General features: G+C 57.1%; 31 protein-coding genes. 14 read left to right on the top strand and 17 right to left on the bottom strand.

What is annotated here, in order from left to right; all coding sequences use genetic code 11:
* Positions 1-43 precede the first annotated feature (43 nt).
* From lspA to sppA, 6 genes are all read right to left on the bottom strand, one after another.
* Complete coding sequence (lspA, locus tag ACQZ51_RS00585; protein WP_448774464.1) at positions 44-541, bottom strand: signal peptidase II; 498 nt, start codon at positions 539-541, stop codon at positions 44-46.
* Positions 538-1,398 (bottom strand): TrmH family RNA methyltransferase, encoded by an 861-nt coding sequence (locus ACQZ51_RS00580; protein ID WP_448774463.1) that lies wholly within the window; start codon positions 1,396-1,398, stop codon positions 538-540. The genes lspA and ACQZ51_RS00580 overlap by 4 nt, the downstream gene beginning before the upstream one ends.
* Positions 1,395-2,567 (bottom strand): class I SAM-dependent methyltransferase, encoded by a 1,173-nt coding sequence (locus tag ACQZ51_RS00575; protein WP_448774461.1) that lies wholly within the window; start codon positions 2,565-2,567, stop codon positions 1,395-1,397. The genes ACQZ51_RS00580 and ACQZ51_RS00575 overlap by 4 nt, the downstream gene beginning before the upstream one ends.
* 107 nt (positions 2,568-2,674) lie before the next feature.
* Positions 2,675-3,025, bottom strand: a complete 351-nt coding sequence (locus tag ACQZ51_RS00570) for a LapA family protein (RefSeq protein WP_448774460.1) — start codon at positions 3,023-3,025, stop codon at positions 2,675-2,677.
* A gap of 106 nt (positions 3,026-3,131) precedes the next feature.
* Positions 3,132-3,461, bottom strand: coding sequence for an integration host factor subunit beta (locus ACQZ51_RS00565; protein WP_269082219.1), 330 nt, complete (start codon positions 3,459-3,461; stop codon positions 3,132-3,134).
* 2 nt (positions 3,462-3,463) lie between these two features.
* Positions 3,464-4,417 (bottom strand): signal peptide peptidase SppA, encoded by a 954-nt coding sequence (gene sppA / locus ACQZ51_RS00560; protein WP_448774459.1) that lies wholly within the window; start codon positions 4,415-4,417, stop codon positions 3,464-3,466.
* 240 nt (positions 4,418-4,657) lie between these two features.
* Between sppA and lptC the strand changes: the two genes are divergently transcribed.
* The 6 genes from lptC (at position 4,658) to ptsN (ending at position 9,800) form a co-directional block, all read left to right on the top strand.
* Entirely contained in the window at positions 4,658-5,323 is a 666-nt protein-coding gene (gene lptC / locus ACQZ51_RS00555; RefSeq protein ID WP_448774457.1) for an LPS export ABC transporter periplasmic protein LptC, read from the top strand.
* Between the two features lie 13 nt (positions 5,324-5,336).
* A complete protein-coding gene (locus tag ACQZ51_RS00550) occupies positions 5,337-5,909 on the top strand; it encodes an LptA/OstA family protein (RefSeq protein WP_448774455.1) in 573 nt (190 codons plus the stop codon).
* 76 nt (positions 5,910-5,985) lie between these two features.
* Complete coding sequence (lptB, locus tag ACQZ51_RS00545) at positions 5,986-6,732, top strand: LPS export ABC transporter ATP-binding protein (RefSeq protein ID WP_162196011.1); 747 nt, start codon at positions 5,986-5,988, stop codon at positions 6,730-6,732.
* 182 nt (positions 6,733-6,914) lie between these two features.
* The gene (gene rpoN, locus ACQZ51_RS00540; RefSeq protein ID WP_448774453.1) at positions 6,915-8,456 is read left to right on the top strand and encodes an RNA polymerase factor sigma-54; all 1,542 of its coding nucleotides are present in this window, start codon (positions 6,915-6,917) and stop codon (positions 8,454-8,456) included.
* 224 nt (positions 8,457-8,680) lie between these two features.
* Positions 8,681-9,259, top strand: a complete 579-nt coding sequence (gene hpf, locus ACQZ51_RS00535; protein WP_042616201.1) for a ribosome hibernation-promoting factor, HPF/YfiA family — start codon at positions 8,681-8,683, stop codon at positions 9,257-9,259.
* A gap of 79 nt (positions 9,260-9,338) precedes the next feature.
* The gene (ptsN, locus tag ACQZ51_RS00530) at positions 9,339-9,800 is read left to right on the top strand and encodes a PTS IIA-like nitrogen regulatory protein PtsN (RefSeq protein ID WP_042616200.1); all 462 of its coding nucleotides are present in this window, start codon (positions 9,339-9,341) and stop codon (positions 9,798-9,800) included.
* Between the two features lie 130 nt (positions 9,801-9,930).
* On the opposite strand, the gene grpE is transcribed toward ptsN, so the two are convergent.
* Both grpE and hrcA read right to left on the bottom strand, forming a co-directional pair.
* The gene (gene grpE / locus ACQZ51_RS00525; RefSeq protein ID WP_448774451.1) at positions 9,931-10,566 is read right to left on the bottom strand and encodes a nucleotide exchange factor GrpE; all 636 of its coding nucleotides are present in this window, start codon (positions 10,564-10,566) and stop codon (positions 9,931-9,933) included.
* A 112-nt stretch (positions 10,567-10,678) separates the two neighbouring features.
* Entirely contained in the window at positions 10,679-11,770 is a 1,092-nt protein-coding gene (gene hrcA / locus ACQZ51_RS00520) for a heat-inducible transcriptional repressor HrcA (protein ID WP_448774450.1), read from the bottom strand.
* 159 nt (positions 11,771-11,929) lie between these two features.
* Between hrcA and rph the strand changes: the two genes are divergently transcribed.
* Genes rph through hemW form a run of 3 tightly spaced genes read left to right on the top strand, consistent with a single transcriptional unit; the run spans position 11,930 to position 14,513 of the window.
* Positions 11,930-12,646, top strand: coding sequence for a ribonuclease PH (rph, locus tag ACQZ51_RS00515; RefSeq protein WP_042616197.1), 717 nt, complete (start codon positions 11,930-11,932; stop codon positions 12,644-12,646).
* A gap of 17 nt (positions 12,647-12,663) precedes the next feature.
* A complete protein-coding gene (locus ACQZ51_RS00510; protein ID WP_448774448.1) occupies positions 12,664-13,308 on the top strand; it encodes a non-canonical purine NTP pyrophosphatase in 645 nt (214 codons plus the stop codon).
* Positions 13,308-14,513, top strand: coding sequence for a radical SAM family heme chaperone HemW (hemW, locus tag ACQZ51_RS00505; protein ID WP_448774447.1), 1,206 nt, complete (start codon positions 13,308-13,310; stop codon positions 14,511-14,513). The genes ACQZ51_RS00510 and hemW overlap by 1 nt, the downstream gene beginning before the upstream one ends.
* 41 nt (positions 14,514-14,554) lie before the next feature.
* Here hemW and ACQZ51_RS00500 read toward each other — a convergent pair whose 3' ends face one another.
* The gene (locus ACQZ51_RS00500) at positions 14,555-14,902 is read right to left on the bottom strand and encodes a metalloregulator ArsR/SmtB family transcription factor (protein WP_448774446.1); all 348 of its coding nucleotides are present in this window, start codon (positions 14,900-14,902) and stop codon (positions 14,555-14,557) included.
* Between the two features lie 97 nt (positions 14,903-14,999).
* On the opposite strand from ACQZ51_RS00500, the gene ACQZ51_RS00495 reads away from it, so the two are divergent.
* Both ACQZ51_RS00495 and ACQZ51_RS00490 read left to right on the top strand, forming a co-directional pair.
* Complete coding sequence (locus ACQZ51_RS00495; RefSeq protein ID WP_448774445.1) at positions 15,000-15,497, top strand: hypothetical protein; 498 nt, start codon at positions 15,000-15,002, stop codon at positions 15,495-15,497.
* Positions 15,494-16,084: a hypothetical protein gene (locus tag ACQZ51_RS00490; protein ID WP_448774444.1), complete on the top strand. Its 591-nt coding sequence runs from the start codon at positions 15,494-15,496 to the stop codon at positions 16,082-16,084. Before ACQZ51_RS00495 ends, ACQZ51_RS00490 begins: the two co-directional genes overlap by 4 nt.
* On the opposite strand, the gene ACQZ51_RS00485 is transcribed toward ACQZ51_RS00490, so the two are convergent.
* The 5 genes from ACQZ51_RS00485 to mutM form a co-directional block, all read right to left on the bottom strand.
* Positions 16,012-16,446: a DUF805 domain-containing protein gene (locus ACQZ51_RS00485; protein WP_448774443.1), complete on the bottom strand. Its 435-nt coding sequence runs from the start codon at positions 16,444-16,446 to the stop codon at positions 16,012-16,014. The two genes, ACQZ51_RS00490 and ACQZ51_RS00485, sit on opposite strands and share 73 nt — an antisense overlap.
* A 215-nt stretch (positions 16,447-16,661) precedes the next feature.
* Complete coding sequence (dnaA, locus tag ACQZ51_RS00480; RefSeq protein ID WP_448775687.1) at positions 16,662-18,125, bottom strand: chromosomal replication initiator protein DnaA; 1,464 nt, start codon at positions 18,123-18,125, stop codon at positions 16,662-16,664.
* A gap of 867 nt (positions 18,126-18,992) precedes the next feature.
* A complete protein-coding gene (gene rpsT, locus ACQZ51_RS00475) occupies positions 18,993-19,259 on the bottom strand; it encodes a 30S ribosomal protein S20 (protein ID WP_042616193.1) in 267 nt (88 codons plus the stop codon).
* 252 nt (positions 19,260-19,511) lie between these two features.
* Positions 19,512-20,285 (bottom strand): enoyl-CoA hydratase, encoded by a 774-nt coding sequence (locus ACQZ51_RS00470; protein WP_448774442.1) that lies wholly within the window; start codon positions 20,283-20,285, stop codon positions 19,512-19,514.
* Between the two features lie 30 nt (positions 20,286-20,315).
* Positions 20,316-21,209: a bifunctional DNA-formamidopyrimidine glycosylase/DNA-(apurinic or apyrimidinic site) lyase gene (mutM, locus tag ACQZ51_RS00465; protein ID WP_448774441.1), complete on the bottom strand. Its 894-nt coding sequence runs from the start codon at positions 21,207-21,209 to the stop codon at positions 20,316-20,318.
* Positions 21,210-21,354: 145 nt separating this feature from the next.
* Between mutM and ubiE the strand changes: the two genes are divergently transcribed.
* Positions 21,355-22,131, top strand: a complete 777-nt coding sequence (gene ubiE, locus ACQZ51_RS00460; RefSeq protein ID WP_448774440.1) for a bifunctional demethylmenaquinone methyltransferase/2-methoxy-6-polyprenyl-1,4-benzoquinol methylase UbiE — start codon at positions 21,355-21,357, stop codon at positions 22,129-22,131.
* 37 nt (positions 22,132-22,168) lie between these two features.
* Positions 22,169-23,743: a 2-polyprenylphenol 6-hydroxylase gene (ubiB, locus tag ACQZ51_RS00455; protein WP_448774438.1), complete on the top strand. Its 1,575-nt coding sequence runs from the start codon at positions 22,169-22,171 to the stop codon at positions 23,741-23,743.
* Positions 23,744-23,755: 12 nt separating this feature from the next.
* On the opposite strand, the gene ACQZ51_RS00450 is transcribed toward ubiB, so the two are convergent.
* Together ACQZ51_RS00450 and recR are read right to left on the bottom strand one after the other, a co-directional pair.
* Positions 23,756-25,021 carry a lytic murein transglycosylase gene (locus ACQZ51_RS00450; RefSeq protein ID WP_448774436.1) on the bottom strand — a complete coding sequence of 422 codons (1,266 nt, stop codon included), beginning with the start codon at positions 25,019-25,021 and terminating at the stop codon, positions 23,756-23,758.
* Positions 25,022-25,032: 11 nt separating this feature from the next.
* Complete coding sequence (gene recR / locus ACQZ51_RS00445; protein WP_042616187.1) at positions 25,033-25,638, bottom strand: recombination mediator RecR; 606 nt, start codon at positions 25,636-25,638, stop codon at positions 25,033-25,035.
* A 55-nt stretch (positions 25,639-25,693) separates the two neighbouring features.
* Here recR and ACQZ51_RS00440 point away from each other — a divergent pair, with 55 nt between their 5' ends.
* Positions 25,694-26,308: an MOSC domain-containing protein gene (locus ACQZ51_RS00440; protein WP_448774434.1), complete on the top strand. Its 615-nt coding sequence runs from the start codon at positions 25,694-25,696 to the stop codon at positions 26,306-26,308.
* 6 nt (positions 26,309-26,314) lie between these two features.
* On the opposite strand, the gene ACQZ51_RS00435 is transcribed toward ACQZ51_RS00440, so the two are convergent.
* Positions 26,315-26,638, bottom strand: coding sequence for a YbaB/EbfC family nucleoid-associated protein (locus ACQZ51_RS00435; RefSeq protein ID WP_042616185.1), 324 nt, complete (start codon positions 26,636-26,638; stop codon positions 26,315-26,317).
* Positions 26,639-26,709: the final 71 nt, after the last annotated feature.

The following is a 26,709-nucleotide window of genomic DNA, read 5'->3' as shown; positions in this document are numbered from 1 at the left end:
ACATGGAAGCTGTTTGGATTGGCTTGGCAGGAAGATTAAAGTTTTAGCTTTTCTTCGCCCGGGCGTGAAGAATTTCATCCAGAATAACGCAGGCCGCGCCGATGGTGATGAAAGAATCCGCCAGATTAAACACCGCAAAGGACCATGTCTGCGTATGAAACAGAATATAATCGATCACATGGCCATAGAGAAAACGGTCAAAGATATTGCCCGCCGCTCCGGCAATGATCAGCGCGAAACCGAGATGGGCAAAGGTGCGGTCGGCGTCAGTCTTGCGCCACAGCCATATGACGAAGCCGACGATGACAAGGCGCATAGTGACGATGAACCAGCCTTCCATGTCAGCCAGCATCGAGAAGGCAACGCCGAGATTATAGGTGCGGTATAGCGCCAGAAACGGCACGACCGGCACCATTTCCTGCAAGGGGAGATAGGTTTCGACCATAATCTTGATGACCTGATCAAGGATCAGCGCGATCACGATCAGCGACACAGCCGGAACCAGTCTTGAGAACAAAGCGGGCTTTGTTATTTCCATCATGTCACCGGTGCAAGTTCGAGAAGGTGGCGGCGGGCTTCAAACAGCATGACACCGGTCGCAATCGCCAGATTGAGCGAATCGGCACGGCCCTGCTGGGGAATGCGCGCCAGTTGATCGGCCTTCGAGGCAAGCTCTGGTGGCAGGCCGCCCTGCTCATTGCCCATCAAAAGCACCGTAGGTCTCTTCTTATAGTCGATGGTTCTGTAATCGACCGAACCGGCCAGATGGGTCGCCACAACACTGACACCGGCTGATTTTTTCCAGCTCAGAAATTCCTCGACGGTTGCATGCGCCACCGAAATCGCAAAGACCGAGCCCATGGTGGCGCGCACTGTTTCGAGCGAAAACGGATCGGTGCAATCGCCTATCAGGATCACGCCGGAAGCGCCTGCCGCATCCGCCGTGCGGATGATGGTGCCGAGATTGCCGGGATCGCGTACTCGATCCAGCGCGATATAGGTCTGGCCGCTTTCCGGCTGGATATCCCGGAGGTTAGTCCATTTCTGATCGAAAATCCCCACCACCATCTGCGGATTATCGCGACGGGTGATGGACGACAGGATTTTTTCGGTGACCTCAAGCACAAGGCCACCGGACGCAACGGTCTTTGTCGCAACCTGCTCAACCAGCGACTTGCCCTTTGCATTCTTGGCGTAAACCAGCGTGCGGATCGTCCAGCCCAGCTCCAGCGCATCGATGACCAGCTTCAGACCTTCGGCCATGAAGGTGCCAGTTTCTTCCCGCCCCTTCTTCTGGGTCAGGTTCTTGATGTCCTTAATAATAGGATTGGAGAGGCTGGTGACCTCCTTGACCTGCCCTACCCGGCCCGGTCTGTTTTCACGGCGCTCATCGTTCATTTTGGCACCCAACGGCTAAAGAGTGAGGTGGAAAGGGCGCGCCCTTGCGTCTTGCCATCAAGGCCAGCTTCGCGGATCACGAGTTCGCCGGAGGATACTTCACCGCCCGCGCCGCGCATGGTTTCGCGCATCAGTTCATGCATCGAATAGAAACTGGCGCGGATGGAATAGGCCGTCAGCACAAGTCCCAGCGCATTCGGCGACAGGATTTCGCGGCACACATCCAGCATTAACGGCAGGTGGTCGAACAGTTCCCAGATTTCGCCATGGGTTCCGCGACCGAATTTCGGCGGATCGGTGAGAATGATGTCGTAGGTGTTGCCGCGCCGTTCTTCGCGCAGAATGAATTTCATCGCATCTTCGCAGATCCAGCGGATTGGCGCATTTTCGAGACCCGCCAGCGCCTGATTTTCCCGCGCCCAGCCGATTGCCTTCTTGGAGGCATCCACATGGGTCACTTCCGCACCGGCAGCAGCCGCCACCAGCGAGGCAACACCGGTATAGCCAAACAGGTTCAGAACTTTAAGCGGCCGGTCAGATGCTTCAATCTTAGCCTTCAGCCATTCCCAGTGAACGATCTGTTCCGGGAAGACACCGACGTGGCGGAAGGCGGTAAAGCGGCCCAGAAAATTCACGCCGAGAAGGGACAGCGGCCATGTTTCTCCAAGCGGCTCCTTGGGAAAGCGCCAGCGTCCCATGCCGTCCTCATCCGTATCACCAGAGAAGATGGAATCGGCATTATCCCACACGCGCTGCGGCAAGGTTGGTCGCCACAAGGCCTGCGCTTCCGGCCGCACGATACGGTACTGGCCATATTGCTCGAGCTTGAGCGCATTGCCGCTGTCGATGAGGTGGAAGTCACCCGCGCCAAGCGATTCCAGAATAACGGGGACATTTTCGGCAGGCAGAGCGCCGGTGCGGTCCTTCAGGGGACGCGGCGGAACCTGTTCAGCCTCAGCCGCCTGCGGTCTGGCTTTTGCCTTTGAGGCATCCTTCGGCGCGTCCCTTGGGCCAGCCTTTACCGGCGGGGCTCCGGCCGAGCGAACGTAATCAGGCGTGCGCGTCCGCGTCTCGGCATTTTTGGGCCGAGCGGGCTTGGCAGCACTTTTGTTTCGAGGTTCCTGTCCCGCGCGCTGCTTGGCGCCCGGGCGGTTTTCTTTTTTCTTCAACGGGGTTCTTTCCAGGTCTGACCGCATCTCATGCGACAGCGAATATCATCAAGGCGCGCCATTATCAAAGGGCTGCGGCTGAAACCCGTATCGCTTCACGCGGAATTTTACTTGGCGGCGATCTGCGCGCTGGTTGGCGTGCTGACAACAACCGCATTGGCAGCCGCCTTGTGACGATTGGCCTCATCGTGCCAGCGCACCGCTTCCTTGGCTTCGGTGCGCGCCCGCTTGCGGTACTTGCCCTGAGAAAACCAGGTGACCAGAGAGCCCAGCACCACACCCAGAATGAGCGACAGGAAGATGAATACGAAAAATGGCGCCGAGAATGACATCAGCACATCGTCCGGCTTGAAGGGATTGAGCGCCAGCGTCACAGATTGCCGGTTGGCCACACACAAGACCACCAGAATGATGGCGAGCGGCACGAGAACCAGAAGGTTGATGATCTTTTTGGGCATCCAACGATACTCCGTCTTTAGGGGCCTTCAGACTGCATGGACATCACATAGGACGCCGATTGCTCCGGCTCAACCGTTGCTGACCGATTGCATTGCGGATCCCGCCTCAGTCTTCGTCTTCGACGTCGCTCATGCCCGGGTTGAGCCGCTCACGCAGTTCCTTGCCGGTCTTGAAGAAGGGAACCCACTTTTCCTCGACGAAAACCGATTCACCCGTGCGCGGGTTGCGCCCGGAGCGTGAAGGACGGTTCTTGACGGAAAAAGCGCCGAAGCCGCGAAGCTCCACGCGGTTGCCGGCAGCGAGCGCATCCGTGATTTCATCCAGAACGGCGTTGACGATATTTTCGACGTCGCGATGGTAAAGGTGCGGGTTGTGCGCAGCCACGATCTGCACCAGTTCAGACTTAATCACGGTTGCCCCCTGAAAGGATTGGATTTTTAACGTTCTCTAACCTGCCAAACAGAGACAAGACCGTCAAGAAACAACTTGTCGGCTCCCAGTTGGCGCGGCACGTTAAATGGCAGAAATTCATCATAGCCCAGCATTTTTGCAAGGCCAGCGATGCTGAAGAGCGCCAAGGGCGAACGCTGGGAAGGCGCGGTCCATTCGACGATGGGCAGATCCTTGGCAACATCGCGGCCATCGAAATAGGCGCGAATTTCCTTTTCGCCACCCAATGTGTCTATGAGTTTGACGGCAAGGGCCTGTCGTCCGGTGAAGATCGAGCCATCGGCAAGCTTCAAAACCTCATCGCGCGGCAGCTTGCGGCGGTCGGCCACCAGATCAACGAACCAGCCATAGCTGTCCATGACCATATTGCGGATCATGGTCTTGGATTCTTCCGGCGGTTCATGGAAAGGCGATGGCTCGGCCTTCATCGGCGAGGATTTGATTTCCTGCAGCGAGACGCCAAGCTTTTCAAGCAATGGTCCGACCTGCGGATACTGGAAGATGACGCCGATGGAACCGGTGATCGACGTGTCACCTGCGATGATCGTATCGCCAGCCGCCGCGATCATATAGCCAGCGGAGGCGGCCAGAGTGCGCACATCCGAGACGACCGGCTTCTTTTCGGCAATGGCGCGGATCGCCTTGAAAATGCGCTCGCCGCCATAGGTGGTCCCGCCGGGCGAGGAGATGGAAACGATCAGCCCCTTGGCGCTGTCGCTCTCTTCAATCTTCTTCAGCCGCTCCAGCAACTCGGTATCGTCCTGGATCAGGCCCGTAATCTCGATGCGCGCAAGGTGCGGGCGGGCGCTCTGCTGCGGAGGCGTCAGGGCAAAACGGTAGAGTGCAAAGGCACCGACCACCAGAAGGAAAACGGCAGCGACGCGCCAGAAGGTCAGCTTGCGCCGCAATTGTCTGCGGTCTGCGATTGCCATCTGATCCATGTGCTTCCTTTCGCCCAACACTCGCCACAGCGCTTCAACTTCGCCATATGAGCCTTGTAGCCACCTCTTGCAAGGAAACAAACGGGAAAGCATCCTTTTGAGAAAAATAACGTAACCCTTGCGATACTGCAGAGAAAAACCATATTGGCAGGGCATGGCCTCGCGCCAGACCCAATGTTAGAGTGAGTAAGGTCGCTTCAACCTGATGATGCGACAGTCTTGACCCCCGGATCCTTCAGAATGCTTGAGCGACTAAGCCAACCCAGCCCCAGTCTTGCGCTGTCCCACGGACAGGAGAACGCCTATATCAAGGCGGTGCGCCACTCTGCGCGGGTGCGAAGGCTCAAGGTCATTCTTCCACTCGGTGCGGCCATCATATCGCTGTCCTTCATTGCGGTTTCTCTGATCCGAACCTGGGTGCCGGACGAGGTAACGCTTGAAAGCTCGAAGGTCGAGGACGGCAAGATCGTCATGGAAAAGCCCGCCCTTGCAGGCCGCAACAATCAGGGCTTCGACTATTCGATGAATGCCGAAAGAGCGCTGCAGGATATTGACAGCCCAAACCTTATGACGCTTGAAAAAGTGCTGGCGGCAGTGCCGATGAATGACATCGTGGCGCAGGTGGTGGCGCAGGAAGGCCTGTTTGATCGCGCAACGAACCGGTTGCAGATGACGGCCCCCTTTGACATCAATCTGAGCAATGGATTACAAGCGAAATTCCAGTCTGCAAATGTCGACCTGAAGGCCGGAACGATGGATACGGACAAACCCGTTGCCATCAAGACCAAGGAAGGGTCGATCAATGCGGAAAGTTTACGCATTGCAGATAATGGTAAAACGATTACATTTACGGGGCAGGTACGAGCTCGTATAGCTGCATCGACCATTCAGAACGCCGGCAAGTGAGAGCCCGACACAAATGATGCAGATTTTGCGCACAACCCGCTACGCCAACACCGCCTGCTTCGCAGCTGTTGCTCTTTCATGCCTTGCTGGCACCGCAGCCGCGCAGACCGCGACCAGCATGGAGGGCCTGAAGCTTTCCAACGATCAGCCAATCGCCATCGAAAGCGATCAGCTTGAAGTTCGGGACCAGGAGCGCAAGGCTTATTTCACCGGCAATGTTAAGGTTGTGCAGGGCACGACGACCCTGCAGGCTGGCAAGATGACCGTGCTCTACAAGAGCCAGTCAGAGGGCGGTGCTGCAAGCTCTTCCATCACCAGCGGTGGTGCAGATATCGACAAGATTTTCGTAGACAACTCCGTATACCTGACGTCTGGCACGCAAAAAGCGACCGCCGACAAGGGTGAGTTCGACATGGCAGCGCAGACGTTTATTCTGTCGGGCAAGCAGGTGGTTCTGTCGCAGGACACGAACGTCTTTACCGGTTGCAAGTTGACCGTGCTGATGAACACAGGCGAAGCGAAGCTGGAAAGCTGTGGCGGACCGGTTCGAATTATGCTCGATCCTAAATCACAGAAAAAGCAGTAGTCTTTACCCCGTGAAAATCCAGTCCATCTCAAAGCTTTTTGGCGCAGGCTCTGCGCGCGCATCGGAAACGGACAGCATGTCCGCGGACAAAGCGCGCTATGAGGGCACATTGATTGCCCAAGGCCTGACCAAGACCTACAACACGCGCCGCGTTGTCAATGGCGTCTCTCTCGTCGTTCGTCGCGGAGAAGCCGTGGGCCTGCTTGGCCCCAACGGCGCTGGCAAGACGACATGCTTCTACATGATCACGGGCCTCGTTCCTGTCGATGCCGGGAAGATCGCCATCAATGGCAATGACGTCACGTCCATGCCGATGTATCGCCGCTCGCGTCTGGGTGTCGGCTATCTTCCGCAAGAAGCTTCGATCTTTCGTGGCTTGAGCGTCGAAGACAATATCCGTGCGGTTCTGGAAGTGCATGAGCGCGACGAGACGAAGCGCAATCGCAAGCTCGATGAACTTCTGGAAGAGTTTCACATCTCGAACCTGCGCAAATCTCCAGCCGTCGCCCTGTCCGGCGGCGAGCGGCGCCGTCTTGAAATTGCCCGAGCTCTGGCGACAGACCCGACCTTCATGTTGCTGGATGAGCCCTTTGCGGGCGTTGACCCGATCTCGGTCAGCGATATCCAGAATCTCGTGCGCCACCTGACGGCGCGTGGCATCGGCGTTCTCATCACCGACCACAATGTGCGTGAAACGCTCGGGCTGATTGACCGCGCCTACATCATCCATGCGGGTGAGGTTCTGACCCATGGCCGGGCCTCGGAAATCGTCGACAACGCGGAAGTCCGCCGCCTCTATCTCGGCAACAACTTCAGCCTTTGACGGATAGGCCCATAAAAGTGACGCAGCCAGCGTCACCGGGCCAAAGATTCTTTATCCCTGCCCCCAAGTGAGCTTGACCAAACAAGAATAAAAAGCAATTTTTGGGCCAAGTCAGACTTCGCTGCCCAAACTTTTTTAAAAAAGTCGGCGACGAAGGGGTTTATGGGAGTTTAGCGTCCGCCATGGCCTTGTCCGCCAGTCTTTTGTTGCGTCAAAACCAGTCTCTGGTCATGACCCCACAACTGATGCAGTCCATTCAACTGCTTCAGATGACGCATATTGAGCTGACGCAATTCATTGCCCAGGAAGCCGAAAAGAATCCTCTGCTGGAAATAGTGGCAAATGATACGGATTTGGTCACAGCCGCGCCCGATGATGGCTTTGATCGTCATCCCGAACCGCCCGAGCCGGTTTCCGAGGCCTCCCATGATACGGAGGAATGGTATGGGGATCGCGCCAGCACGCTGAACGAACAGCTCGATACCAATTTCGAAAACGTCTTTCAGGATGACACCGCCCCTGCCAAGGCTGATGCGCCAGAGCTTGTCGGCCAGTGGAAGTCCATGCCGGGCGCCGAAGCGGGCGAATCCTACGATCTGGATGATTTCGTCGCGAGCAAACCCAGCCTGCGAGACCATATCGGCCAACAGCTTCCCTTTACCGTATCGCTCCCGCGGGAGCGTATCATTGCCGATGCGCTGCTGGATTATCTCGATGAGACCGGCTACCTCGCAGCCGATGCGCTGGACGATATTTCAGAGCGCCTGAACACATCCAGGGTCGAGATCGAGACGGTGCTGAAGGCGTTACAAACCCTCGATCCACCCGGTATTTTTGCGCGCTCCCTCAGCGAGTGCCTTTCCATTCAGCTTGCCCAGCAGGATCGTCTCGACCCGGCGATGAAGGCATTTGTCGGCAATCTCGAGCTTCTCGCCAAGCGCGATTTCGTCTCCCTCAAGCGCCTGTGCGGCGTGGGCGAAGACGATCTTCTCGACATGCTGGCCGAGATCAGGTCGCTCAATCCGCGTCCCGGCGCTGGCTTTGAAACGGGTAATGCCGATACAATCATTCCCGACATCATCGTGCGTCCCTCAAGCGATGGCGGCTGGTTGATCGAACTCAACCCGGAAACCTTGCCGCGCGTGCTGGTCAATCACACCTATTTTTCTGAAGTGTCCAAGGTCAAGGCGCGCAAGGGCGAAGATGAGGAGTTTCTGTCCGAATGCATGCAGACGGCCAGCTGGCTGACCCGCAGCCTTGACCAGCGCGCCAGAACCATCATGAAGGTGGCCAACGAAATCGTGCGCCAGCAGGATGCCTTTCTGCTCCATGGCGTCGATCATCTTCGCCCGCTCAACCTCAAGCAGGTTGCCGATGCGATCAAGATGCATGAGTCCACCGTCAGCCGCGTCACATCGCGAAAATACATGCTGACGCCGCGTGGACTTTTTGAGCTCAAATATTTCTTCAGCGTTTCGATTGGCGCGGTCGAGGGTGGAGACAGCCATTCGGCCGAGGCGGTGCGCCATCGCATCAAGATTATGATTGCGCAGGAAGCGCCCGACAGTGTTCTTTCAGATGATGATATTGTCGACAATCTCAAGAAAACCGGCGTCGAACTGGCGCGGCGAACGGTCGCAAAATATCGTGAAGCGATGAATATTCCCTCCTCCGTCCAGAGACGAAGAGAGAAAAAAGCCATGGCAAAAGTTGCGACGGCGTAACGAAATATTCATATATTTCAAAATGATAATAATGTTGTTTGACTCTTGCCCCCACCACAGCTAGAAGCTCGCCGCACAGATGGCTGAGGGCCCATCAACGCTAAATTGACCACGTCGCTGGGGCGCCAGTCCGGAATGACACTTAAAGTGTTTCGAAACGCTTGGATGAGCGTCTTCCTTGACGTAAGCTGGTATGCGCAAATCACTGAAAAAGGAAAAATTCCATGAGTGTGCGTGTATCTGGTAAACATATGGATATCGGCGAATCGTTCCGTCAGAGGATCGAGGACAACATTAGCCTGGCGATTACCAAATACTTTGATGGGGGGTATTCTGGTCAAGTTACTGTAGAGAAATCCGGCGCGGGTTTCTCGGCCGATTGCAAGATCCATCTCGATACCGGGGTGGTCCTGCACGCAGCCGGGCAAGCCAACGACCCGCAGGCCAGCTTCGATGCTGCAGCCCAGCGCATCGAAAAGCGGCTTCGCAGATATAAGAGAAAATTGAAGGACCACCACCACAACGGTGCTTCGGCCAATGGCATGATGGAAGAATTTCCATACACCGTGATGGATGCCGTGCCGGATGAGGATGACGAACTGCCGGAAGATTTCGCGCCAACGATTGTTGCCGAAACGTCCAAGCAGGTCAAAACCATGACGGTCGCAAGTGCTGTCATGGCGCTCGACATGACGGATGAGCCGGTGCTGCTGTTCCGCAGCCCAGCCAAGGAACTGAATATCGTGTATCGTCGCACCGATGGAAACATCGGCTGGATCGACGCGGCAACGATCAAGAACTGAACAGTCTGATAAAGGCGTCGGGGGTGCAGCATTTTGGCAGCACTCCCGGCCCGCCTCGATCGCATGAAGGATAAACAGAATGGCGTTGGCAGATTTGCTGCAACTCGATGCGATTATTCCCGCCCTCCGAGTCAATTCCAAGAAGCAGCTGCTTCAGGAACTGGCGGCGAGAGCATCCAGAATAACGGGTGTGGCAGAACGGGAAGTGTTCGACGTCATCCTGCAGCGTGAGCGACTGGGCTCGACCGGCGTCGGCCATGGCATCGCCATTCCCCACGGCAAGCTCGCCAGCATCGATACGATCGTCGGTGTCTTTGCACGCCTTGAAAACGCCGTCGATTTCGAAGCGCTGGACGATCAGCCCGTCGATCTGGTCTTCCTGCTTCTGGCGCCTGAAGGTGCCGGTGCAGATCACCTCAAGGCGCTTTCGCGCATCGCCCGCGTGCTGCGCGATCCCGAGTTGGTGGCAAAACTGCGCGCAACGGATTCGGATACAGCGATCTACACCTTCCTCAACCAGGAACAGGCCAACGCGGCCTGACACGCTACTTCGGGGTATCGGACCCCACCCCAATCTCTCCACAAGCATCCACAAAAAACCCCGCCGGTGTGGCGGGGCTAATGACTATTAAAAGCCGCACGGCCACCTCAAATGGAGATGGCCAATGATATCACGCGTCTTTTTCGTTGACGCTTGAGGTGCCTGGCTCAGCTGTGGTCGGCACGTCGCCCTTCGGTCCACCCTTGGAAACGCCGACCATAGCCGGACGCAAGACGCGGTCACCAATGGTGAAACCAGCCTGAACGACCTGCACAACCGTGTTGTTGGCAACGGCCGTATTGGGGATCTCGAACATGGCCTGATGGAAATTCGGGTCGAATTTCTGGCCTTCCGCATCCATCTTGCGCACACCGTGACGCTCCAGTGCTGACAGCATCGAGCGTTCCGTCATATCGACGCCTTCGATCAGTCCGGCAATGCCAGCTTCGGAGTTTGTCTTCAACTCTTCAGGAATGGTGTCGAGTGCGCGGCGCAGATTGTCGGATACGGCCAGCATGTCGCGGGCAAAGCCTGCCACGGAATAGGCCTTGGCATCCTTGACTTCACGCTCTGTGCGGCGACGAAGATTGTCCATTTCAGCGGCAAGGCGCAGGAACTTGTCGCGCAGTTCGGAATTTTCCGCCTTCAGCACATCAATCGGATCGGGCTCGCCCTGCTCAGGCGCATCATTATCGATTTCCAGCGCCTCAAGTGCCTCGTCGACGACGTCTGCGTCGGGTCCGTTCTTGTTCGTGTCATCGGTCATGACGTTCTCCAGCTTTAGATCTGTTATGGGTTGTGCCCGATATCGAGCTTTGCCAAGCAAAAATCAAGGCTTGCAGGCAAACCATCTCCTATTCACCGGCAGGTTTTCACAATCAACGTCGTTTGCTGGACAGTCGGGCCATGATCTGGGCGGTGTAATCGACCATTGGCACGATCCGCGAGTAGTTGAGCCGCGTTGGCCCAATGACACCCACGGCGCCCACCACCCGGTTTTCATCATCCCGATAAGGCGCAACGATGAGGGAAGAGCCTGATAGCGAAAACAGCTTGTTTTCCGAACCGATGAAAATCCTGACGCCCGATCCTGTCTCGGCCAAGTTGAGAACCTCGATCAGGTTGTCCTTGCGCTCAAGATCGTCGAACAGCAAACGAACGCGGTCGATGTCTTCTTCACCGGCCAGACCCTCCAGCAGGTTGGAGCGTCCGCGCACGATCAAACGGCCGAGCTTGCCCTCTTCATTGTCGCCAGACCAGACGGCAAGCCCGCGCTCGACCAGATCCTGCGCCAATGTGCTCAGAGCCGTCTGCAACGCATCCTTCTGTTGCAAAAGCTGCGTGCGCAGTTCAGGCAATGTTTGCCCTGTCAGATGCGCATTGATGAAGTTGGCCGCCTCGGTGAGTTGCGAGGAGGTGATCCCAGCCGGCAGCTCAATGATGCGGTTTTCGACCTGGTTGTTGTCTCCCACCAGAATGGCAAGACCCTTGGTCGGTTCCAATCTGATGAATTCGACATGCTTCAGCACCGCATCGCTTTTGGTCGTCAGCACAAGTCCCGCGCCGCGCGACATGCCTGAAAGCATTCGGCTTGCCTCGGTCAGCAGGCCCTCGATCGGCTGTTCACGCCCGGAGACCGGGCCGATCTGACGGTCAATGCTGGCGCGCTGCTCTTCCGGCAAGTCCCCCACCTGCATGAAGGCATCCACGAAAAAGCGCAGGCCCGTCTGCGTCGGCAATCGCCCGGCGCTGATATGGGGGGAGTAGATGAGGCCAAGCTCCTCAAGATCGCTCATCACATTGCGCACGGATGCGGGCGACAGCGACATGGGCAACAGGCGCGACAGGCTGCGCGAGCCTAGCGGCTCACCGTTTTCGAGATAGCCTTCCACGATGCGGCGGAAAATTTCGCGTGAGCGATCATCCAGCAGCGCGCCCGGTTCTTTTCCGCTCGGATGAGAAACGCCCATTCACTCAACTCTTCGTTCTGTCAGTAACATATGGAATATAGTCGTTCGCGTCGTTAAGTGACAATGGAAATTGCATATGCCATAGCCATGGGCCGCTTTTCCTTTGCAAAACCGGTGTCACGGCCTTAAGACGCGGAGATTAAAACGGAGACGACCCCTATGCGGCCTTCAGGCAGAAAAACCGATCAGATGCGCAAAGTTTCTTTCGAGCGCAATTTCTCCAAACACGCCGAGGGTTCCTGTCTGGTGAAATTCGGCGATACGCATGTGCTCGTCACGGCCAGCCTTGAAGAAAAGACGCCACCATGGCTGCGCAACAGCGGCAAGGGCTGGGTTACCGCAGAATACGGCATGCTGCCGCGCTCCACGCATGAGCGGATGCGCCGCGAAGCGTCTACCGGCAAGCAGGGTGGCCGCACGCAGGAAATCCAGCGTCTCATCGGCCGCTCGCTGCGGGCGGTGGTTGACCTTCAGGCGCTGGGTGAGCGTCAGATCAGCATCGACTGCGATGTTATCCAGGCAGATGGCGGCACGCGCACAGCCTCCATCACCGGCGCTTGGATTGCCTTGCATGACTGCCTGAAGTGGATGGAAACCCGCAACATGATCAAGGTGGAGAAGGTCTTGAAAGATCATATCGCCGCCATTTCCTGCGGCATCTTTGCCAGCCAGCCAGTGATCGATCTGGATTATCTGGAAGATTCCTCTGCCGAAACAGACGCGAACTTCGTCATGACCGGCTCCGGCGGCATCGTCGAAATTCAGGGCACAGCCGAAGGCGCACCCTTCAGCGAAACAGAATTCCTGACGCTGCTGGGCCTTGCCAAGACCGGCTGCGCGGAACTCGTTGAGATGCAGAAGCAGGCGATTGCCTGATCAGGGACGTTAAAACCATGCGCAAACTCGACACCAGAACCATTGTCGTTGCCAGCCACAACAAGGGCAAGATTGCCGAGATTTCCGATCTGATCGGTCCGCTCGGCTTTTCCGCGAAATCCGCCGCTGAGCTGAATTTCGCCGAGCCGGATGAGACAGGCACGACATTTGAGGAAAACGCGGCCATCAAGGCGCTTGCATCTGCAAAAGCCTCTGGGCTGCCGTCCCTTTCCGACGATAGCGGTCTGGTGATCGATGCGCTCGATGGTGCCCCCGGTGTGTACACCGCCAACTGGGCGGAAACGGCTGACGGCACGCGCGATTTTGCCTTGGCCATGCAAAAGGTGGAAGACGCCCTTCAGAAGCAGGGTGCGACGGAAGCATCGGCCCGCACTTGCCGCTTTGTTAGCGTGCTGTGCCTGGCCTGGCCGGATGGCCACACGGAGTTTTTCCGCGGCGAGATCGAAGGCATTGTCGCATGGCCACCGCGTGGCGCAAGTGGCTTCGGCTATGACCCCATCTTTCAGCCGGAAGGCTATGAAACGACCTTTGGCGAGATGACCTCCGGGCAGAAGCATGGCTGGAAGCCGGGGGATGCGCAGGCGCTGTCGCACCGCGCCCGCGCCTTCAAGATATTTGTCGAAACCTGTCTGGACGCATGATGATCGATCTTGGGAGCAGGTTCTCCCCTGCCCCCGATGCGACGCTGCTGCCAGATACCGGCGAACCCGGTTTCGGCATTTACGTGCATTGGCCCTTCTGCGCCGCCAAATGCCCCTATTGCGATTTCAACAGCCATGTCCGCCACAAGCCGGTGGATCAGGATCGGTTTGTCTCCGCCTTTTTGCGCGAGATGGAAACCATGCGGCAATTGAGCGGCGCCAAAGTCGTTTCCAGCGTGTTTCTCGGCGGCGGCACGCCATCGCTGATGGACCCGCAGACCGTGGGTGCCATATTGGATGGCATTGCCCGTTTCTGGCATGTGCCTGATGGTATCGAGATAACCATGGAAGCCAACCCGTCCAGCGTGGAGGCGGAGCGCTTTCGCGGCTACAGGGCAGCTGGCGTCAACCGCGTGTCCATGGGCGTACAGGCATTGAACGACCGTGACCTCAAATTTCTGGGCCGTCTGCATGATGTGGCGGACGCCTTGAAAGCCATCCGACTTGCCCGCGAGATTTTCCCGCGCATGTCCTTCGACCTCATCTATGCCCGCCCCAACCAGACGGTGGACGAGTGGGAGAAGGAGCTTGTCGAAGCCATTTCCTATGCCGTCGATCACCTGTCGCTCTACCAGTTGACGATTGAGGAAGGCACCGCCTTTTACGGTCTGCACAAGGCTGGCAAGCTGATCGTGCCCGATGGCGACCAATCCGCGCTGCTTTACGAGGCAACGCAGGAGATCACCGCCCGCCACGGCATGCCCGCCTATGAGGTATCCAACCACGCAAGGCCCGGCGCAGAAAGCCGTCATAATCTGACCTATTGGCGCTATGGCGATTACGCCGGTATCGGCCCCGGCGCCCATGGGCGTCTCACCACCGGTGGCGCGAAACTGGCGACAGCGACCGAACGTCAGCCGGAAACATGGCTCGAAACCGTCGAGCGAGATGGCCATGGCATTCTGGATCAGGAGCTTCTGGGCGTTGAAGAACAGTCCGACGAGCTGCTGCTCATGGGCCTTCGCCTGCGCGAAGGCGTCGATCTCGCACGCTGGAGCGACCTCTCCGGCCGCGATCTGGACCCGGACAAGGAAGAGTTTTTACTGAAGCACGGCTTCATAGAGCGCCTGGGCAATTCCCGCCTACGCTGCACACCCTCCGGCATGCTCATTCTGGATTCGGTCGTCGCCGATCTGGCCTGCTGAGGCCTGCTTCGGCCATCATCATCTATTTGGCGCGATCAGGCTCACCCCTGTTCTACGGGATCGCCTGCCTCTGGCCCCTTCGCTTTGCGGGCGTTCTCGGCACTTTCGCGGCGCAAAGGCGCGCCGATCGGGCAGATATCCTGCACGAAACCCGTCAGACTATTGGCCAGCGTGTCTGACGCCTGGCGATAATAGACATACTTGCCGCGCTTTTCAGACGCCACCAGTCCTGCATGCTCAAGCAATTGTAAATGCTGCGAAATAGAGGGTTTCGACATGTCGAAGCGCGCCGCTATATCGCCTGCATTCATCTCGTGATGCGCGACATAGGCCAGGATCTTGCGTCTGACGGGGGAGGCAAGCGCCTCGAAAATCAACTGAATGGACATGGCACCTTCTACCATTAATCAATTAGGCAATCAACTAACTATTGACAGGATTACAATTAGTCGATTACCTAAATGTATAAATGAAGGAGATACGATCATGCAGCTTCACTCGACATGGATTTTCAACTGCGCACCGCATCACATCTGGCCGCATTTTCTTCATGCAAAGATGGATAATACGAAGCCGCTCCTGTTTCGCCTCGGGGTGCCGAAACCCGTCAGTTGCAAGGTTCTGGAAGGGTATGGCGCCCTTGGCAACACCCGCCAGTGCACCACCGATCGTGGCACCATCGACCAACGTATTCTTGATTATGTGCCCAATCAGAAGCTTCGTTACCGCATGATCGCCAGCACCGTCTGGTGCCAGGACTGGATCGGCAATTTAGAGGATGAATTCACCCTGGTTCCCGTGGGTGAGAACGTGACCCGCGTCGAACGCCGCAGCGACTTCACTGCGGATGGATGGATGGCACCCATCAAGCAACTGGCGCTCTGGCTCGCGCTGAAACAGGCACACCGCTATGCCTCGAAAAACTGGCGCAGATTGAGCAGCGAGGCGCAAGCGGCGGAAAAGCGGTTGGAGGTCTTGCCATGAGCGATCGCCAGCCATCGCACATCGTCGGGCGTGCCGTGTATTTCGTGGAAATATTGATCTTCGCAGCGCCATTCTATCTGACCTATGGCCTGCTGACCGTTGTCAGCGTGCCCTATGCGGGCGCGCTGTTGCTGTTCAGTCCGGTTTGGCTTGCCAGCTATCTGGCGGATGCGAACGGCGAGATCACATCGGTTCTGATCATAGGAACAGCCGTCATCCTAGCCGCAGCCCTTTCCGTGACCGGCTTGATCGCACTTTGGAAATTGGCAAGGCTCTCAATCCTCTATCTCTTCAAGGGGAGCGACGAACTCTCAAAACACCGGCGGGATTTCCGGATCGGCTTTTATTGCGGGCTCGCGCCACTCATCTTCACCACAAGCATCATGGCAAGCATCGGGTTCAGCGATCATGGATGGGCGGGCTTCCCTTATGTCTTCATGGGTGGCAGCACGCTGCTCGTCCCCATCACCCATCTGTGGGTAGCGATGCGCAGATCGCACAGTCGCCTCGTCCATCAGGTCTCGTCGCGACCCGGGGTGCAGTACCAGACGATGACGACGATGAGCCCGACCGGGGCGAAACAATAGAGAAGCTGATGCCAGCCGCTGCGGTTGATATCGTGAAGGCGGCGGGCAGCAACTGCAATCGACGGTAAAAACAGGATGAGCGACCAGATCAGGCTGATAATCCCGCTATTATCAATGATCTCGACAACAATCGAACTGCAGAAAACGAAAAGAAATGAGAACCAATATTCCGAGCGAGCCGCCCTGCCTTGGAAGTTGACAAGGTTTCTGAAAAAACTGGCAATGGCCTCACCGAAACTCATCGGCATGGGTGCCGCCCCAAACCTGTTGGGGCCAGATGGCGGTGGCCTGAAGACGAAAATCAATGGGAAGAAAATGAGGACTAGGATGATGATCCAGTGCCAATACGACGAACTTCCCAAGCTATGCCCTTCCATCATTTCAAATCACGATAACAGATTCAAACGCATTTCGCGCCCCCGACAGGAGGGAGCGATATGAACACTGTTCCCGAGTATGAGATAATCACGCGCAATGCATAGCTACAAGAAAAAAGACCGGCCGTCGCTGTTGATGCGAGAGCCGGTCTTGATGTGGCATGCAGATATTCAGGGGGCCGGTTTCCCGCCCGCCGTCTTTATGCGTTGTTTTCGTTGATCAGGCGCTTGAGCAACTCAACCTCGTGGCCGAGCTTCGTGTCACCGCCGATCAGTTCCTCGATCTTGCGCACCGCATGCAGAACCGTTGTGTGATCGCGTCCGCCGAAGCGACGGCCGATTTCCGGGAAGGAACGCGGTGTCAGCATCTTGGCGAGATACATGGCGATCTGGCGAGGCTTGACGATGACGCGCGTGCGGCGGTTGGAGACCAGCTCCTGGCGCGAGACATTGTAATGTCTGGCAACAATGCGCTGAATGTCTTCGATGCGCACGCGCTTTGGCTCGCCCGAACCCACCAGATGGGCCAGAAGTTCATCGACACGCTCGACCGAAAGGTTCGGCTCGAAGGAACGGCGGAAGATCAGCTGGTTGAAAGCGCCTTCCAGCTCACGGCCGCTGGCGGTTACGCTGCGTGCCACATGGGAGACGATTTCTTCGGGAATATCGAAGCCTGGGTCTTCCTGACGGGCGACTGCAATGCGCTGTGTGAGCATTTCGTGACGCATCTCGTAATCAGGACCTTCGACCTCGATGGCCATACCGCCCTGAAGACGCGAGCGAACACGTGGGTCGAGCGATTCCAGTTCCCATGGCGCACGGTCTGCAGCCACGACAACCTGCTTCGCACTGTCGAGCAGCATGTTAAGCAGATGGCAGAATTCGTGCTGGATCATCTTGCCCTGCAGGAACTGCATGTCGTCGATGACGAGAAGATCGATATTGCGCAGCGTGTCCTTCAGCGTCAGCGCATCATTATCACGGATCGCGGTCGCGAAACGCCACATGAAATATTCAGCCGTCAGATAGACGACGCGCGGGTTGCGCGGGCTGTCGATGGCGGCATTGGCAATCGCCTGAAGAAGATGCGTCTTTCCAAGGCCAACACCGGCATGGATGAAGAGCGGATTGAACCGTACCGCACCGGCACCAGCCTCGGCAATGGTCTTGGCAGCTGCCAATGCCACGCGGTTGGACGATCCTTCGACAAAGGTATCAAAGGTGAAACGGCTGTCGAGCGGCGATCCGAACAGTGGACCGGAGCCGGAATGGCGCGTGAGCGTTGCAGAAGCGCCAGACATCTGGACGTTCGCAACCGGCTGCGGCGGCAGGAAGGGCTTCGCTCTCTGGATGGAGGTGCTGATATCAGATGCGGGCACCACATCCTCTTCGACTGGCGCTGGCCGTGCAGGACGGCTGGCCGAGCGAACCAGAATTTCGACCTTCAAGACATCGGCATCCTCGCTCTGGACGAGCGTCGTGATGAGATCGATGTAGCGATTGTTGATCCAGGATTTCAAAAATGTCGTCGGAACCGTAAAACGCACGACGCTTTTTGAAACCGAGTGAAGTTTCAGACGTGCGAACCAGCTTGCATATACTTCCGGTCCAACCTGTGCCTTGAGGCGCGCGCTAAAACGTTCAAACAGCGCGTCATGCTTCATAGCTTGCTTGTCCCCTGCCGCATCAGTCTCAGCTGCATCACATGCCTTCGGTGTGCGGTCCCCGTTCGATACCGCACCCATCAAATTCATTTGCATATTGCCGCCTTTCAAATTGCCAATCATAGCCTGACGAACCAACGCCCGTCAGGGATACCCCTCGTTCTTATTCTCTCTCAGACATCCCCCTCGAAAGTATGTCCTTGAGCCACTTATCTCACCGCGAGCCGGTTATCCCATTATCCTCTACATCATGGAGAGGCCTGCGATTACTCATCTACGAACTCCTGCAGCACACATTATTCAAACGCCGAGGCGCGGTTTCGCATTTCCACAACCTATAGGATTGCGACCAAAACGACCCCAATACTTGAAAAAACGAACCCAAACAGAATTCGTCCGCAAGAAGCATGTGCCTTCGATACTCAAGGATCGAGATAGCTTGTGGATAGAAATCCTTGCCCCTTGTCGAGATCCATTTAGGCAGGATCAGGGTGGGAGATCAATGCCGATATTTCTTTGATTCGGAAGATCGACCATTGACTCACAGGGGCCGTTTTGCATCGCCTTCATGCCCGTCTGGAGAATCTCTTATGAATCAATGAGATTCAATTTCCTGTCTTTTTTAAGGGCCGATTTGGGAGAAAAATAAAAATTCTCTTGACACAATCTTTGCCTCGTCTTCCCCTACGTAAAGAAGATCGTATTTTCATTACCTTTCACAAGTCATTGATTTTTAAGGTACTTTTCCGTCATCTCATTGACGCAGAAGCATCATGTTTTTGCGATGATCGTTAAAGATCTATGACAAACGAAAAAAAGCCCGGTCGCGAGACCGGGCTTTTTTTGGATGAAAATGTGTTAGCCGGATTAGGCCATCAGTGCCTTCACGCGCTGTGCAAGACGGGACACCTTACGGTCTGCCGTGTTGCCAGGCATAACGCCGCGAGTAGCAGCGCGCTGGATCTCAGGCTGCGCTACTTTCAGCGCTTCTGTTGCAACTGCCAGATCACCTGTTGCGATGGCTTCTTCGACCTTGCGAATGAAACCACGAACGCGCGAACGGCGAGCCTTGTTGACTTCAGTACGGCGAGCGATCTTGCGAGTCGCCTTTTTCGCCGAAGTTGTATTGGCCATGTATGCCTCTCTTCGAATTCAAACCAAAATCCGCAACCACAGGATCAGGTCCTTCAAAGACCTCGCGTTCCAAAGAGTGCGGGAGTAATTGGAATAAGCCGGATGGCTTTTCCTAACCGTGGGCGGGCATATAGCCTTAAAGCAGCTGCCCGTCAACGCGCATTTGCAGTAAAAACGCTGATATTCCGAATCCTTGGAGCGAAGCGGACTCAAAACACATGAAGTTCTCTAGAGCATCGCAGGTGGTTTCACCTAGCGATTTCTGAAGACGGGTTTTCTCTTCTCCGCAAAAGCCGCCATGCCTTCCTTCTGATCCTGCGTAGCAAAGAGCGACTGGAACAGGCGGCGCTCAAACCGCAGACCTTCGCTCAACGTGCCCTCGAAGGATCGATTGACGCTTTCCTTTGCCATCAGCACCGAGGCGCGGGACAGGGACGCGATGACGCCAGCGGCTTCCACAGCCTCATCCATCAGCCGTTCCTGCGACACGATGCGGGAAACAAGCCCTGCGCGCTCTGCCTCCTGCGCATCCATCTTGCGGCCTGTCAGCACCATGTCCATGGCCTTGGCCTTGCCCACGGCCCGCGTGAGACGCTGGGAGCCGCCCATGCCCGGAATGATGCCCAGGGTGATCTCTGGCTGTCCGAATTTGGCGCTATCCGAGGCAATAATGAAATCGCACATCATCGCCAGCTCGCAGCCACCGCCCAGCGCAAAGCCGGATACTGCTGCAATGACCGGCTTGCGGCTTGCGGCCACATCGTCCCAGCCGCCCAGAAAATCACCGAGATAGGCATCGACGAAATCAAGCGCCTGCATCTCCTTGATATCGGCGCCAGCCGCAAAGGCCTTTTGCGAACCCGTTATGACAATCGCTCCGATGGAATCATCTGTCGAAAAAGACGCCAATATATGGCGCAGCTCTTTCAGCAAGGCGGCATTCAGCGCATTCAGCGCCTGCGGGCGATTGAGCGTGATGACGCCGACATTGTCGCGCTTCTCAACGATCAGCGTTTCATAATCCATGGTGAGGGTCCTCTCCTGTTACGTCTGGCGTCATTTCTGGCAAGCGGCACAATAGAATGTCGAGCGCCCCGCCTGTACGATCCGCTCAACCGTACCCCCGCAACCGGGTGTGGGGCAAGCATGACCCTCCCGATCATAGACCGAGAAGGAATGCTGGAAATAGCCAAGCGTGCCATCCGTCTGGATATGGTCGCGCAGGGACGAGCCACCGGCGGCGATGGCATCGGCAATCACCTCGCGGATTTTCTCCGTGAGGTCGATCAGGGATGCCTTCGGCTTGTCCGTTTTCGTGACCAGCGTGCCCGCGGCTCTTAAAGGAGAGAGATGCGCACGCCACAGCGCTTCGCAAACATAGATATTGCCCAGTCCCGCAATGACCTTCTGGTCCAGCAGCGCGCTTTTGAGCGGCTGGCTTTTTCCGGCAAAACGGCGCGCCAGATAATCGGCGCTCAGCGCGTTTCCTGTTGGCTCCGGCCCAAGATCGGCAAAGGCGGGGTAAAGATCAATGTTGGATCGCTCCACCAGATGCATGAAGCCGAAACGGCGTGGGTCATTATAGATGACCTGTGCGTGCCTTCCGTCCGTATCCAGATGGAATATGACATGGTCGTGCTTGCCATCCTTGGAGCGCGGATGGTGGAACGCACCGGGCGCATCCGTCTCCTGCATCTCATCCTCGATGCGAAAGGAGCCGGACATGCCCAGATGCGAAACGATCGTCAGCCCGTCCTCCAGCTCGATCAGCAGATACTTCGCCCGCCGCCCCAGGGAGATGATGCGTTTGCCCTCCACCAGCTCCGAAAACCCTTCCGGGAAGGGAAAGCGCAGGTCCGGACGACCCAGCACAAGCTTTTCAAGGCGCGCACCTTCCATGGTCGGCGCGAGGCCGCGTCTGACGGTTTCCACTTCGGGCAATTCTGGCATCTGCTCAACTCACATGTTTACCGCGACGGTCTTGCGATCTAAATCCTGCGGACATACATGTCGCAGGCATAAACTGCCGCAACAGATAGCGTCGCATTCCTGTTTCCGCTATGGTGCGCCCCGTAATTAAAGATGGAGACCGCCGATGACCGAAGCCCGCACAACCGCCAATGGCGGCATGGAAACCTCCTACGGGTTTCACAAGGTTGATGAAGGCCAGAAGCAGGGCATGGTCAACGAGGTCTTCCACAAGGTCGCCAAACGCTACGATATCATGAATGACGTGATGTCGGCGGGCATGCACCGCTTGTGGAAAGACGCGATGATTGCCGCGCTCAACCCGCGCAAGGATCCCACCTACAAGACGCTGGATGTGGCGGGTGGCACGGGTGATATCGCCTTCCGCATCGTCGAAGCCTCCAACCGGCTTGCCCATTCTACTGTGCTCGACATTAACGGCTCGATGTTGGCCGTGGGAGAAGAGCGCGCCGCCAAGAAGAAGCTGTCCGACAATGTGACCTTTGTGGAGGCCAATGCCGAGGAACTTCCCTTCGAGGATAAAAGCTTCGATGCCTATACGGTCGCCTTCGGCATTCGCAACGTTCCGCGCATCGATGTGGCGCTGAAGGAAGCGCACCGGGTTCTCAAGCGTGGCGGACGCCTTCTGGTGCTGGAGTTTTCCGAAGTGGACATGCCGCTCCTCGACAAGGTCTATGATGCTTGGTCGTTCAACGCCATTCCGAAGTTCGGCAAGATGATCACCGGCGATGCCGAGCCCTACCAGTATCTGGTGGAATCGATCCGCAAATTCCCCAATCAGGATGATTTCGCGGCCATGATCCGCACGGCTGGTTTTTCGCGCGTCACCTATACCAATTACACAGGCGGCATTGCCGCGCTGCATTCCGGCTGGAAACTTTGATCGACATGATGGCTGGTAGCAGGAAGAAGGCATTCGCATGAGCACGCCCGGTGCATATTTACGCCTGGCCAAGGTTGGCTGGGTTCTGGTGCGCGAAGGCGTGGTTCTTGCCCTGCCTTCGCAAGACCTTCCACCCATGGCCAAGTTTGCAAAAGCGCTGCTCAAGCCCTTTGCCCGCAACCGCGCCAAACACACGGAGCGCCGCGACCGGTTGGCAACAGCCGTCGAGCGGCTGGGTCCATCCTATGTGAAAATGGGCCAGTTTCTGGCCACCCGCCCGGATGTTGTCGGCGCCGATTTTGCCGAAGACCTGTCGCGCTTGCAGGATCGCATGGCCTTCTTCCCGAATGCTGCGGCCAGAGCCAATATCGAGGGATCGCTCGGGCGCCCAATGGCGGATCTCTACCTCGAGTTTGGCGAGCCGATTGCCGCAGCGTCGATAGCGCAGGTGCACCCGGCCATGGTGCGCACGCCAAATGGCCAAAAAAAGGTGGCCGTGAAGGTCATCCGCCCCGGCGTGCGCCAGCGTTTCCAGAATGATCTGGAGGCCATGTATCTGATTGCCGATCTGCAGCAGCGGTTTATTCGCTCTGCACGGCGTCTCCGCCCGGTGGAAGTCACGCGGGCGCTGGAACAGACGACCAAGATCGAGATGGATTTGCGGCTTGAGGCGGCTGCTCTCTCAGAAATCGCCGAGAACACCAAAGATGATCCCGGCTTTCGCGTGCCGGAGGTGGATTGGGAGCGCACGGGCCGCGACGTCGTCACCATGGAGTGGATCGATGGCGTCAAAATGTCTGACGTGGAAGGCCTGAGGGCGGCCGGTCACGATCTCGACGCACTGGCCGATACGCTCATTCAGTCCTTCCTGCGCCACACCCTGCGCGACGGCTTTTTCCATGCCGATATGCACCCCGGAAACCTGTTCGTGGACCCGCAGGGCATGATCGTGGCCGTGGATATGGGCATTGCCGGGCGGCTGGGCAAAAAGGAACGCCGGTTTCTGGCAGAAATTCTCTATGGCTTCATTACCCGCGATTACATGCGCGTGGCGGAAGTGCATTTCGAAGCGGGCTACGTGCCCGGCCATCACGACATGGCAAGCTTTGCGCAGGCGATCCGCGCCATTGGCGAGCCGATCCATGGGCAACCGGCAGAAACCATCTCCATGGGCAAGCTGCTCACGCTTCTGTTTGAAGTCACAGAACTGTTCGATATGGAAACGCGGCCAGAACTCGTCATGCTGCAAAAGACCATGGTCGTGGTCGAAGGCGTGTCACGCATTCTCAATCCGCGCTTCAACATGTGGAAGGCGGCAGACCCTGTCGTCAGTGCCTGGATCAGAGACAATCTCGGACCAAAGCGCATCGTCACCGACATCAAGGACGGGCTGAAAGCCGCCGTCAAGCTTGCCGAAGCCGCGCCCGAGATCGCCGCAAAGACGGAGAAGCTCCATGCCGATCTGGTCTATATGAGCGAACATGGCCTGCGTTTCGATGCCAGCACGGCGGAAGCCATCGGCAAGGCGGAAGCGCGCCACACAAAATGGGGACGCGCCGCACTCTGGGTCATCGCGCTCACGCTCATCTATATCGCTATCAGGATCAGTTAATAAGACGAAGCTCTATCTGAGCTTCGTCTTCAAGGACGCATCCGGGAAGCAGGTCGGGCGCATGCCATTCTTGGCCTGCCAGTCGCCGAGGGAACGGCGCGTTTTGAAGCCCGCTAATCCATCAGCCTTGCCCACATCATAGCCCTTGGCGACAAGCGCTTTTTGCATGGACAGCACGTCGGAGCGCAACATGGAGCCGACATCACCCCATTTTGCCTGGAACGGCCCGGCGTTGTAGGCGATGCGATCTGCCAGATTTCCGATGAAGAGCGCGTAAAGATCAGAGTTGTTATACTCCTTGATGACGTAGAAATTTGGCGTCACCACGAACTCAGGCCCATTGCGCCCTGCTGGCACAAGCATCATTCCGTCAGCGCTCAAATCATTGGCCGGAAATGCTTTTCCAGAGATTCTGCTAATGCCGAGCTTGGCCCATTCCGCAACGGGACGAGCAAGATCCGGCCCTTCCTGCGCACAGGATACAGCGTCAGGTATGGAAACTTCAAAGCCCCAGTCGCGATTGCGCTGCCAGCCCCGCGTGGAAAGATAGTTGGCGATGGATGCCAGCGTATCCGGCACGGAGTTCCAGATATCGCGACGGCCATCCCCATCGAAATCGACGGCATACTTCAGATAGCTTGAGGGCATGAATTGCGGCTGGCCGAGTGCGCCTGCCCATGAACCCATCATTTTCGACGCTTCAATATCGCCACGCTCTACGATTTTCAGGGCGTCGATCAGCTCAACGCGGAACATGTCCTTGCGGGTGGATGTATAGGCTTTGGTGGCCAGAACGTCGATCACGGCATTGGGCAGCTTTGCCCGCCCGAAACCGGATTCACGACCCCAGACGGCGATCAATATATTGCCGGGAACGCCATACTTCGCCTCGATGCGCTTTAACGTTGCGGCATGGGTGGCCGCCAGCGAGCGCCCTGATGCTGCCAGCCCCTGCAAGCGCTGCTCGGAAAAATAGGCGCCGGGTGAGGAAAATTCCGCCTGGCTTTGCGCCTGCTCCTTCGGTGGCTTCTGGCCGGGAATGACGAGATCGGGCAGTTTCCAGTTGATGGAAAGGCCTGAAAGTGCCGTCTCGATCGTGTTCTGCGAAATACCCGCCTTGCGCGCCTCAGGCCAGATTTCCTGCTTTAGCCAGGCATTGAACTGCGCATCATATCTGGCAGCGGCAGCACCCGTCGGCACCGTTTGCGCCAAAGACGGGCCTGCTGATAATGCGCAGATGACCGCGGCAAGGACCGGGCCTGATATCGTGGAGCGCATGTGTATTCCTTTCAGATCAGGGTGCGGGCGCGCAATGCGGCGGTCAGCGTGCCCTCGTCCAGATAGTCGAGCTCTCCGCCAACCGGAACGCCATGCGCCAGCCGGGTGATCCTGACGCCGAGATCGTTCAGCCGGTCGGTGATGTAATGGGCCGTCGCCTGGCCCTCGACCGTTGCGTTTACCGCGATGATGAGCTCCTGAATACCGCCTTCGCTCACACGCTCGATCAAACCTTTGATATTGAGATCTTCCGGACCCACGCCATCTAGCGGCGAAAGCGTACCGCCCAACACGTGGTAGGCGGTGTTCATGGCGCCCGAACGCTCCAGCGCCCAGAGATCGGACACGTCTTCGACAACGATGATGACCGTCTGGTCACGCCGGTCGTCGGTGCACACGGTGCAAGGGTCCATGGTGTCGACATTGCCGCAACGCGAACAGACCTTCACCTTGTCATAGGCATCGCCCATGGCGTGACCCAGCGGGCCAAGCAGTTGCTCTTTCTTCTTGATCAGGTGAAGTGCGGCACGTCGCGCCGAACGGGGACCAAGCCCCGGCACTTTTGCCAGAAGCTGAATGAGTTTTTCGATTTCGGGGCCGGTGACTCGTTTTGCCATGAGCGCTTTCTACTGCATAAATGTCATAACGGGAATCACAAGCAGAAGGCATTCCATGAAAATACGCGCAGTCTGCCGGGGCGATGCAGAAGTCCTGCCCGGAAAAACCTCAAAGACCGGGATTTTCAAACATCCGGTGCAGGGTGCGGTTCTCATCGATCAGGCCGGGATCGTCAGTGATGCCGTGCTGAACAAAAAACATCATGGCGGACCGGATCAGGCCATCTACGTGATGGGCTCTGTCGATCTCGATTTCTGGTCAGACGCCCTCGGATTTGCCGTCGAGCCTGGATATTTCGGAGAGAATATTGTGATTGACGGTCTCGACAGCGCCAAGATGCATGTCGGTGATCAGCTGGTGGCCGCAGAAGTGGAGTTGGAAGTCACCGCCGCCCGCATTCCCTGCGCAACGCTGTCGGCGCGAGTCGGTGATGCAAACTTCGCGCCCCGCTTCAAACAGGCGGGACAGCCCGGCTTCTATTGCCGTGTGTTGAAGGGCGGCATGATCGCGCCTGAGGAGACGGTCACCTTGACGCCCTATCAAGGCATCCAACTGCCCATTCCCGTCATTCTTCAACGCTTCAGGCCGCAAAGGCTGTCGCAAGCGGAACGCGAGGCCTATCTCACCACACCGCTTGCCAGCCGCTTCAGGGCCATGCTGGAAGGCTGAAGGTAATTAAAACGGCAGCTTCATGCCGGGCGGGATTGGCAGACCGGCGGTGATTTCGCGGGTCTTTTCGGCTGTCACCGCTTCAGCACGCTGCTTGGCATCATTGTGGGCAGCAACCAGCAGGTCTTCCAGAATTTCGACTTCGTCTTCTTTCAGCAGGGACGGATCGATCTTCACGCCGAGCAGAGAGCCCTTGCCGCTCATCTTCACGGTTACCAGACCGCCACCGGATTTGCCTTCGACTTCAAGCGCAGAAATCTCTTCCTGCATCTTCTCCATCTTGGCCTGCATTTCCTTGACTTTGCCCATCATGCCCATGATGTCACGCATACGAAACTCCTGTCATTTCTCTAGAGCTATTTGTTTTTACGCAATTCCGCACGCAAAACCGGTTCCCACTT

It is taken from the genome of Agrobacterium sp. CG674, from assembly GCF_053521645.1.
The sequence above is the reverse complement of the archived record's forward strand: the minus strand, read 5'-3'. Positions and strand labels throughout refer to the sequence as shown.

Excerpts from the sequence above, each read along its gene's own strand:
- recR (WP_042616187.1), bottom strand. The coding sequence starts at position 25,638 with ATGGCAAAACGAGTCACCGGCCCCGAAATCGAAAAACTCATTCAGCTT.
- rpoN (WP_448774453.1), top strand. The coding sequence starts at position 6,915 with ATGGCCTTGTCCGCCAGTCTTTTGTTGCGTCAAAACCAGTCTCTGGTC.
- hemW (WP_448774447.1), top strand. The coding sequence starts at position 13,308 with ATGATCGATCTTGGGAGCAGGTTCTCCCCTGCCCCCGATGCGACGCTG.
- rph (WP_042616197.1), top strand. The coding sequence starts at position 11,930 with ATGCGGCCTTCAGGCAGAAAAACCGATCAGATGCGCAAAGTTTCTTTC.
- ubiE (WP_448774440.1), top strand. The coding sequence starts at position 21,355 with ATGACCGAAGCCCGCACAACCGCCAATGGCGGCATGGAAACCTCCTAC.
- rpsT (WP_042616193.1), bottom strand. The coding sequence starts at position 19,259 with ATGGCCAATACAACTTCGGCGAAAAAGGCGACTCGCAAGATCGCTCGC.
- ACQZ51_RS00550 (WP_448774455.1), top strand. The coding sequence starts at position 5,337 with ATGATGCAGATTTTGCGCACAACCCGCTACGCCAACACCGCCTGCTTC.
- ACQZ51_RS00510 (WP_448774448.1), top strand. The coding sequence starts at position 12,664 with ATGCGCAAACTCGACACCAGAACCATTGTCGTTGCCAGCCACAACAAG.
- hrcA (WP_448774450.1), bottom strand. The coding sequence starts at position 11,770 with ATGGGCGTTTCTCATCCGAGCGGAAAAGAACCGGGCGCGCTGCTGGAT.
- ACQZ51_RS00470 (WP_448774442.1), bottom strand. The coding sequence starts at position 20,285 with ATGGATTATGAAACGCTGATCGTTGAGAAGCGCGACAATGTCGGCGTC.
- mutM (WP_448774441.1), bottom strand. The coding sequence starts at position 21,209 with ATGCCAGAATTGCCCGAAGTGGAAACCGTCAGACGCGGCCTCGCGCCG.
- ACQZ51_RS00490 (WP_448774444.1), top strand. The coding sequence starts at position 15,494 with ATGAGCGATCGCCAGCCATCGCACATCGTCGGGCGTGCCGTGTATTTC.
- lspA (WP_448774464.1), bottom strand. The coding sequence starts at position 541 with ATGATGGAAATAACAAAGCCCGCTTTGTTCTCAAGACTGGTTCCGGCT.
- lptC (WP_448774457.1), top strand. The coding sequence starts at position 4,658 with ATGCTTGAGCGACTAAGCCAACCCAGCCCCAGTCTTGCGCTGTCCCAC.
- ACQZ51_RS00435 (WP_042616185.1), bottom strand. The coding sequence starts at position 26,638 with ATGCGTGACATCATGGGCATGATGGGCAAAGTCAAGGAAATGCAGGCC.
- ACQZ51_RS00570 (WP_448774460.1), bottom strand. The coding sequence starts at position 3,025 with ATGCCCAAAAAGATCATCAACCTTCTGGTTCTCGTGCCGCTCGCCATC.
- ptsN (WP_042616200.1), top strand. The coding sequence starts at position 9,339 with ATGGCGTTGGCAGATTTGCTGCAACTCGATGCGATTATTCCCGCCCTC.
- ACQZ51_RS00450 (WP_448774436.1), bottom strand. The coding sequence starts at position 25,021 with ATGCGCTCCACGATATCAGGCCCGGTCCTTGCCGCGGTCATCTGCGCA.
- hpf (WP_042616201.1), top strand. The coding sequence starts at position 8,681 with ATGAGTGTGCGTGTATCTGGTAAACATATGGATATCGGCGAATCGTTC.
- sppA (WP_448774459.1), bottom strand. The coding sequence starts at position 4,417 with ATGGATCAGATGGCAATCGCAGACCGCAGACAATTGCGGCGCAAGCTG.
- lptB (WP_162196011.1), top strand. The coding sequence starts at position 5,986 with ATGTCCGCGGACAAAGCGCGCTATGAGGGCACATTGATTGCCCAAGGC.
- ACQZ51_RS00580 (WP_448774463.1), bottom strand. The coding sequence starts at position 1,398 with ATGAACGATGAGCGCCGTGAAAACAGACCGGGCCGGGTAGGGCAGGTC.
- ACQZ51_RS00495 (WP_448774445.1), top strand. The coding sequence starts at position 15,000 with ATGCAGCTTCACTCGACATGGATTTTCAACTGCGCACCGCATCACATC.
- grpE (WP_448774451.1), bottom strand. The coding sequence starts at position 10,566 with ATGACCGATGACACGAACAAGAACGGACCCGACGCAGACGTCGTCGAC.
- dnaA (WP_448775687.1), bottom strand. The coding sequence starts at position 18,125 with ATGAAGCATGACGCGCTGTTTGAACGTTTTAGCGCGCGCCTCAAGGCA.
- ACQZ51_RS00500 (WP_448774446.1), bottom strand. The coding sequence starts at position 14,902 with ATGTCCATTCAGTTGATTTTCGAGGCGCTTGCCTCCCCCGTCAGACGC.
- ubiB (WP_448774438.1), top strand. The coding sequence starts at position 22,169 with ATGAGCACGCCCGGTGCATATTTACGCCTGGCCAAGGTTGGCTGGGTT.
- ACQZ51_RS00440 (WP_448774434.1), top strand. The coding sequence starts at position 25,694 with ATGAAAATACGCGCAGTCTGCCGGGGCGATGCAGAAGTCCTGCCCGGA.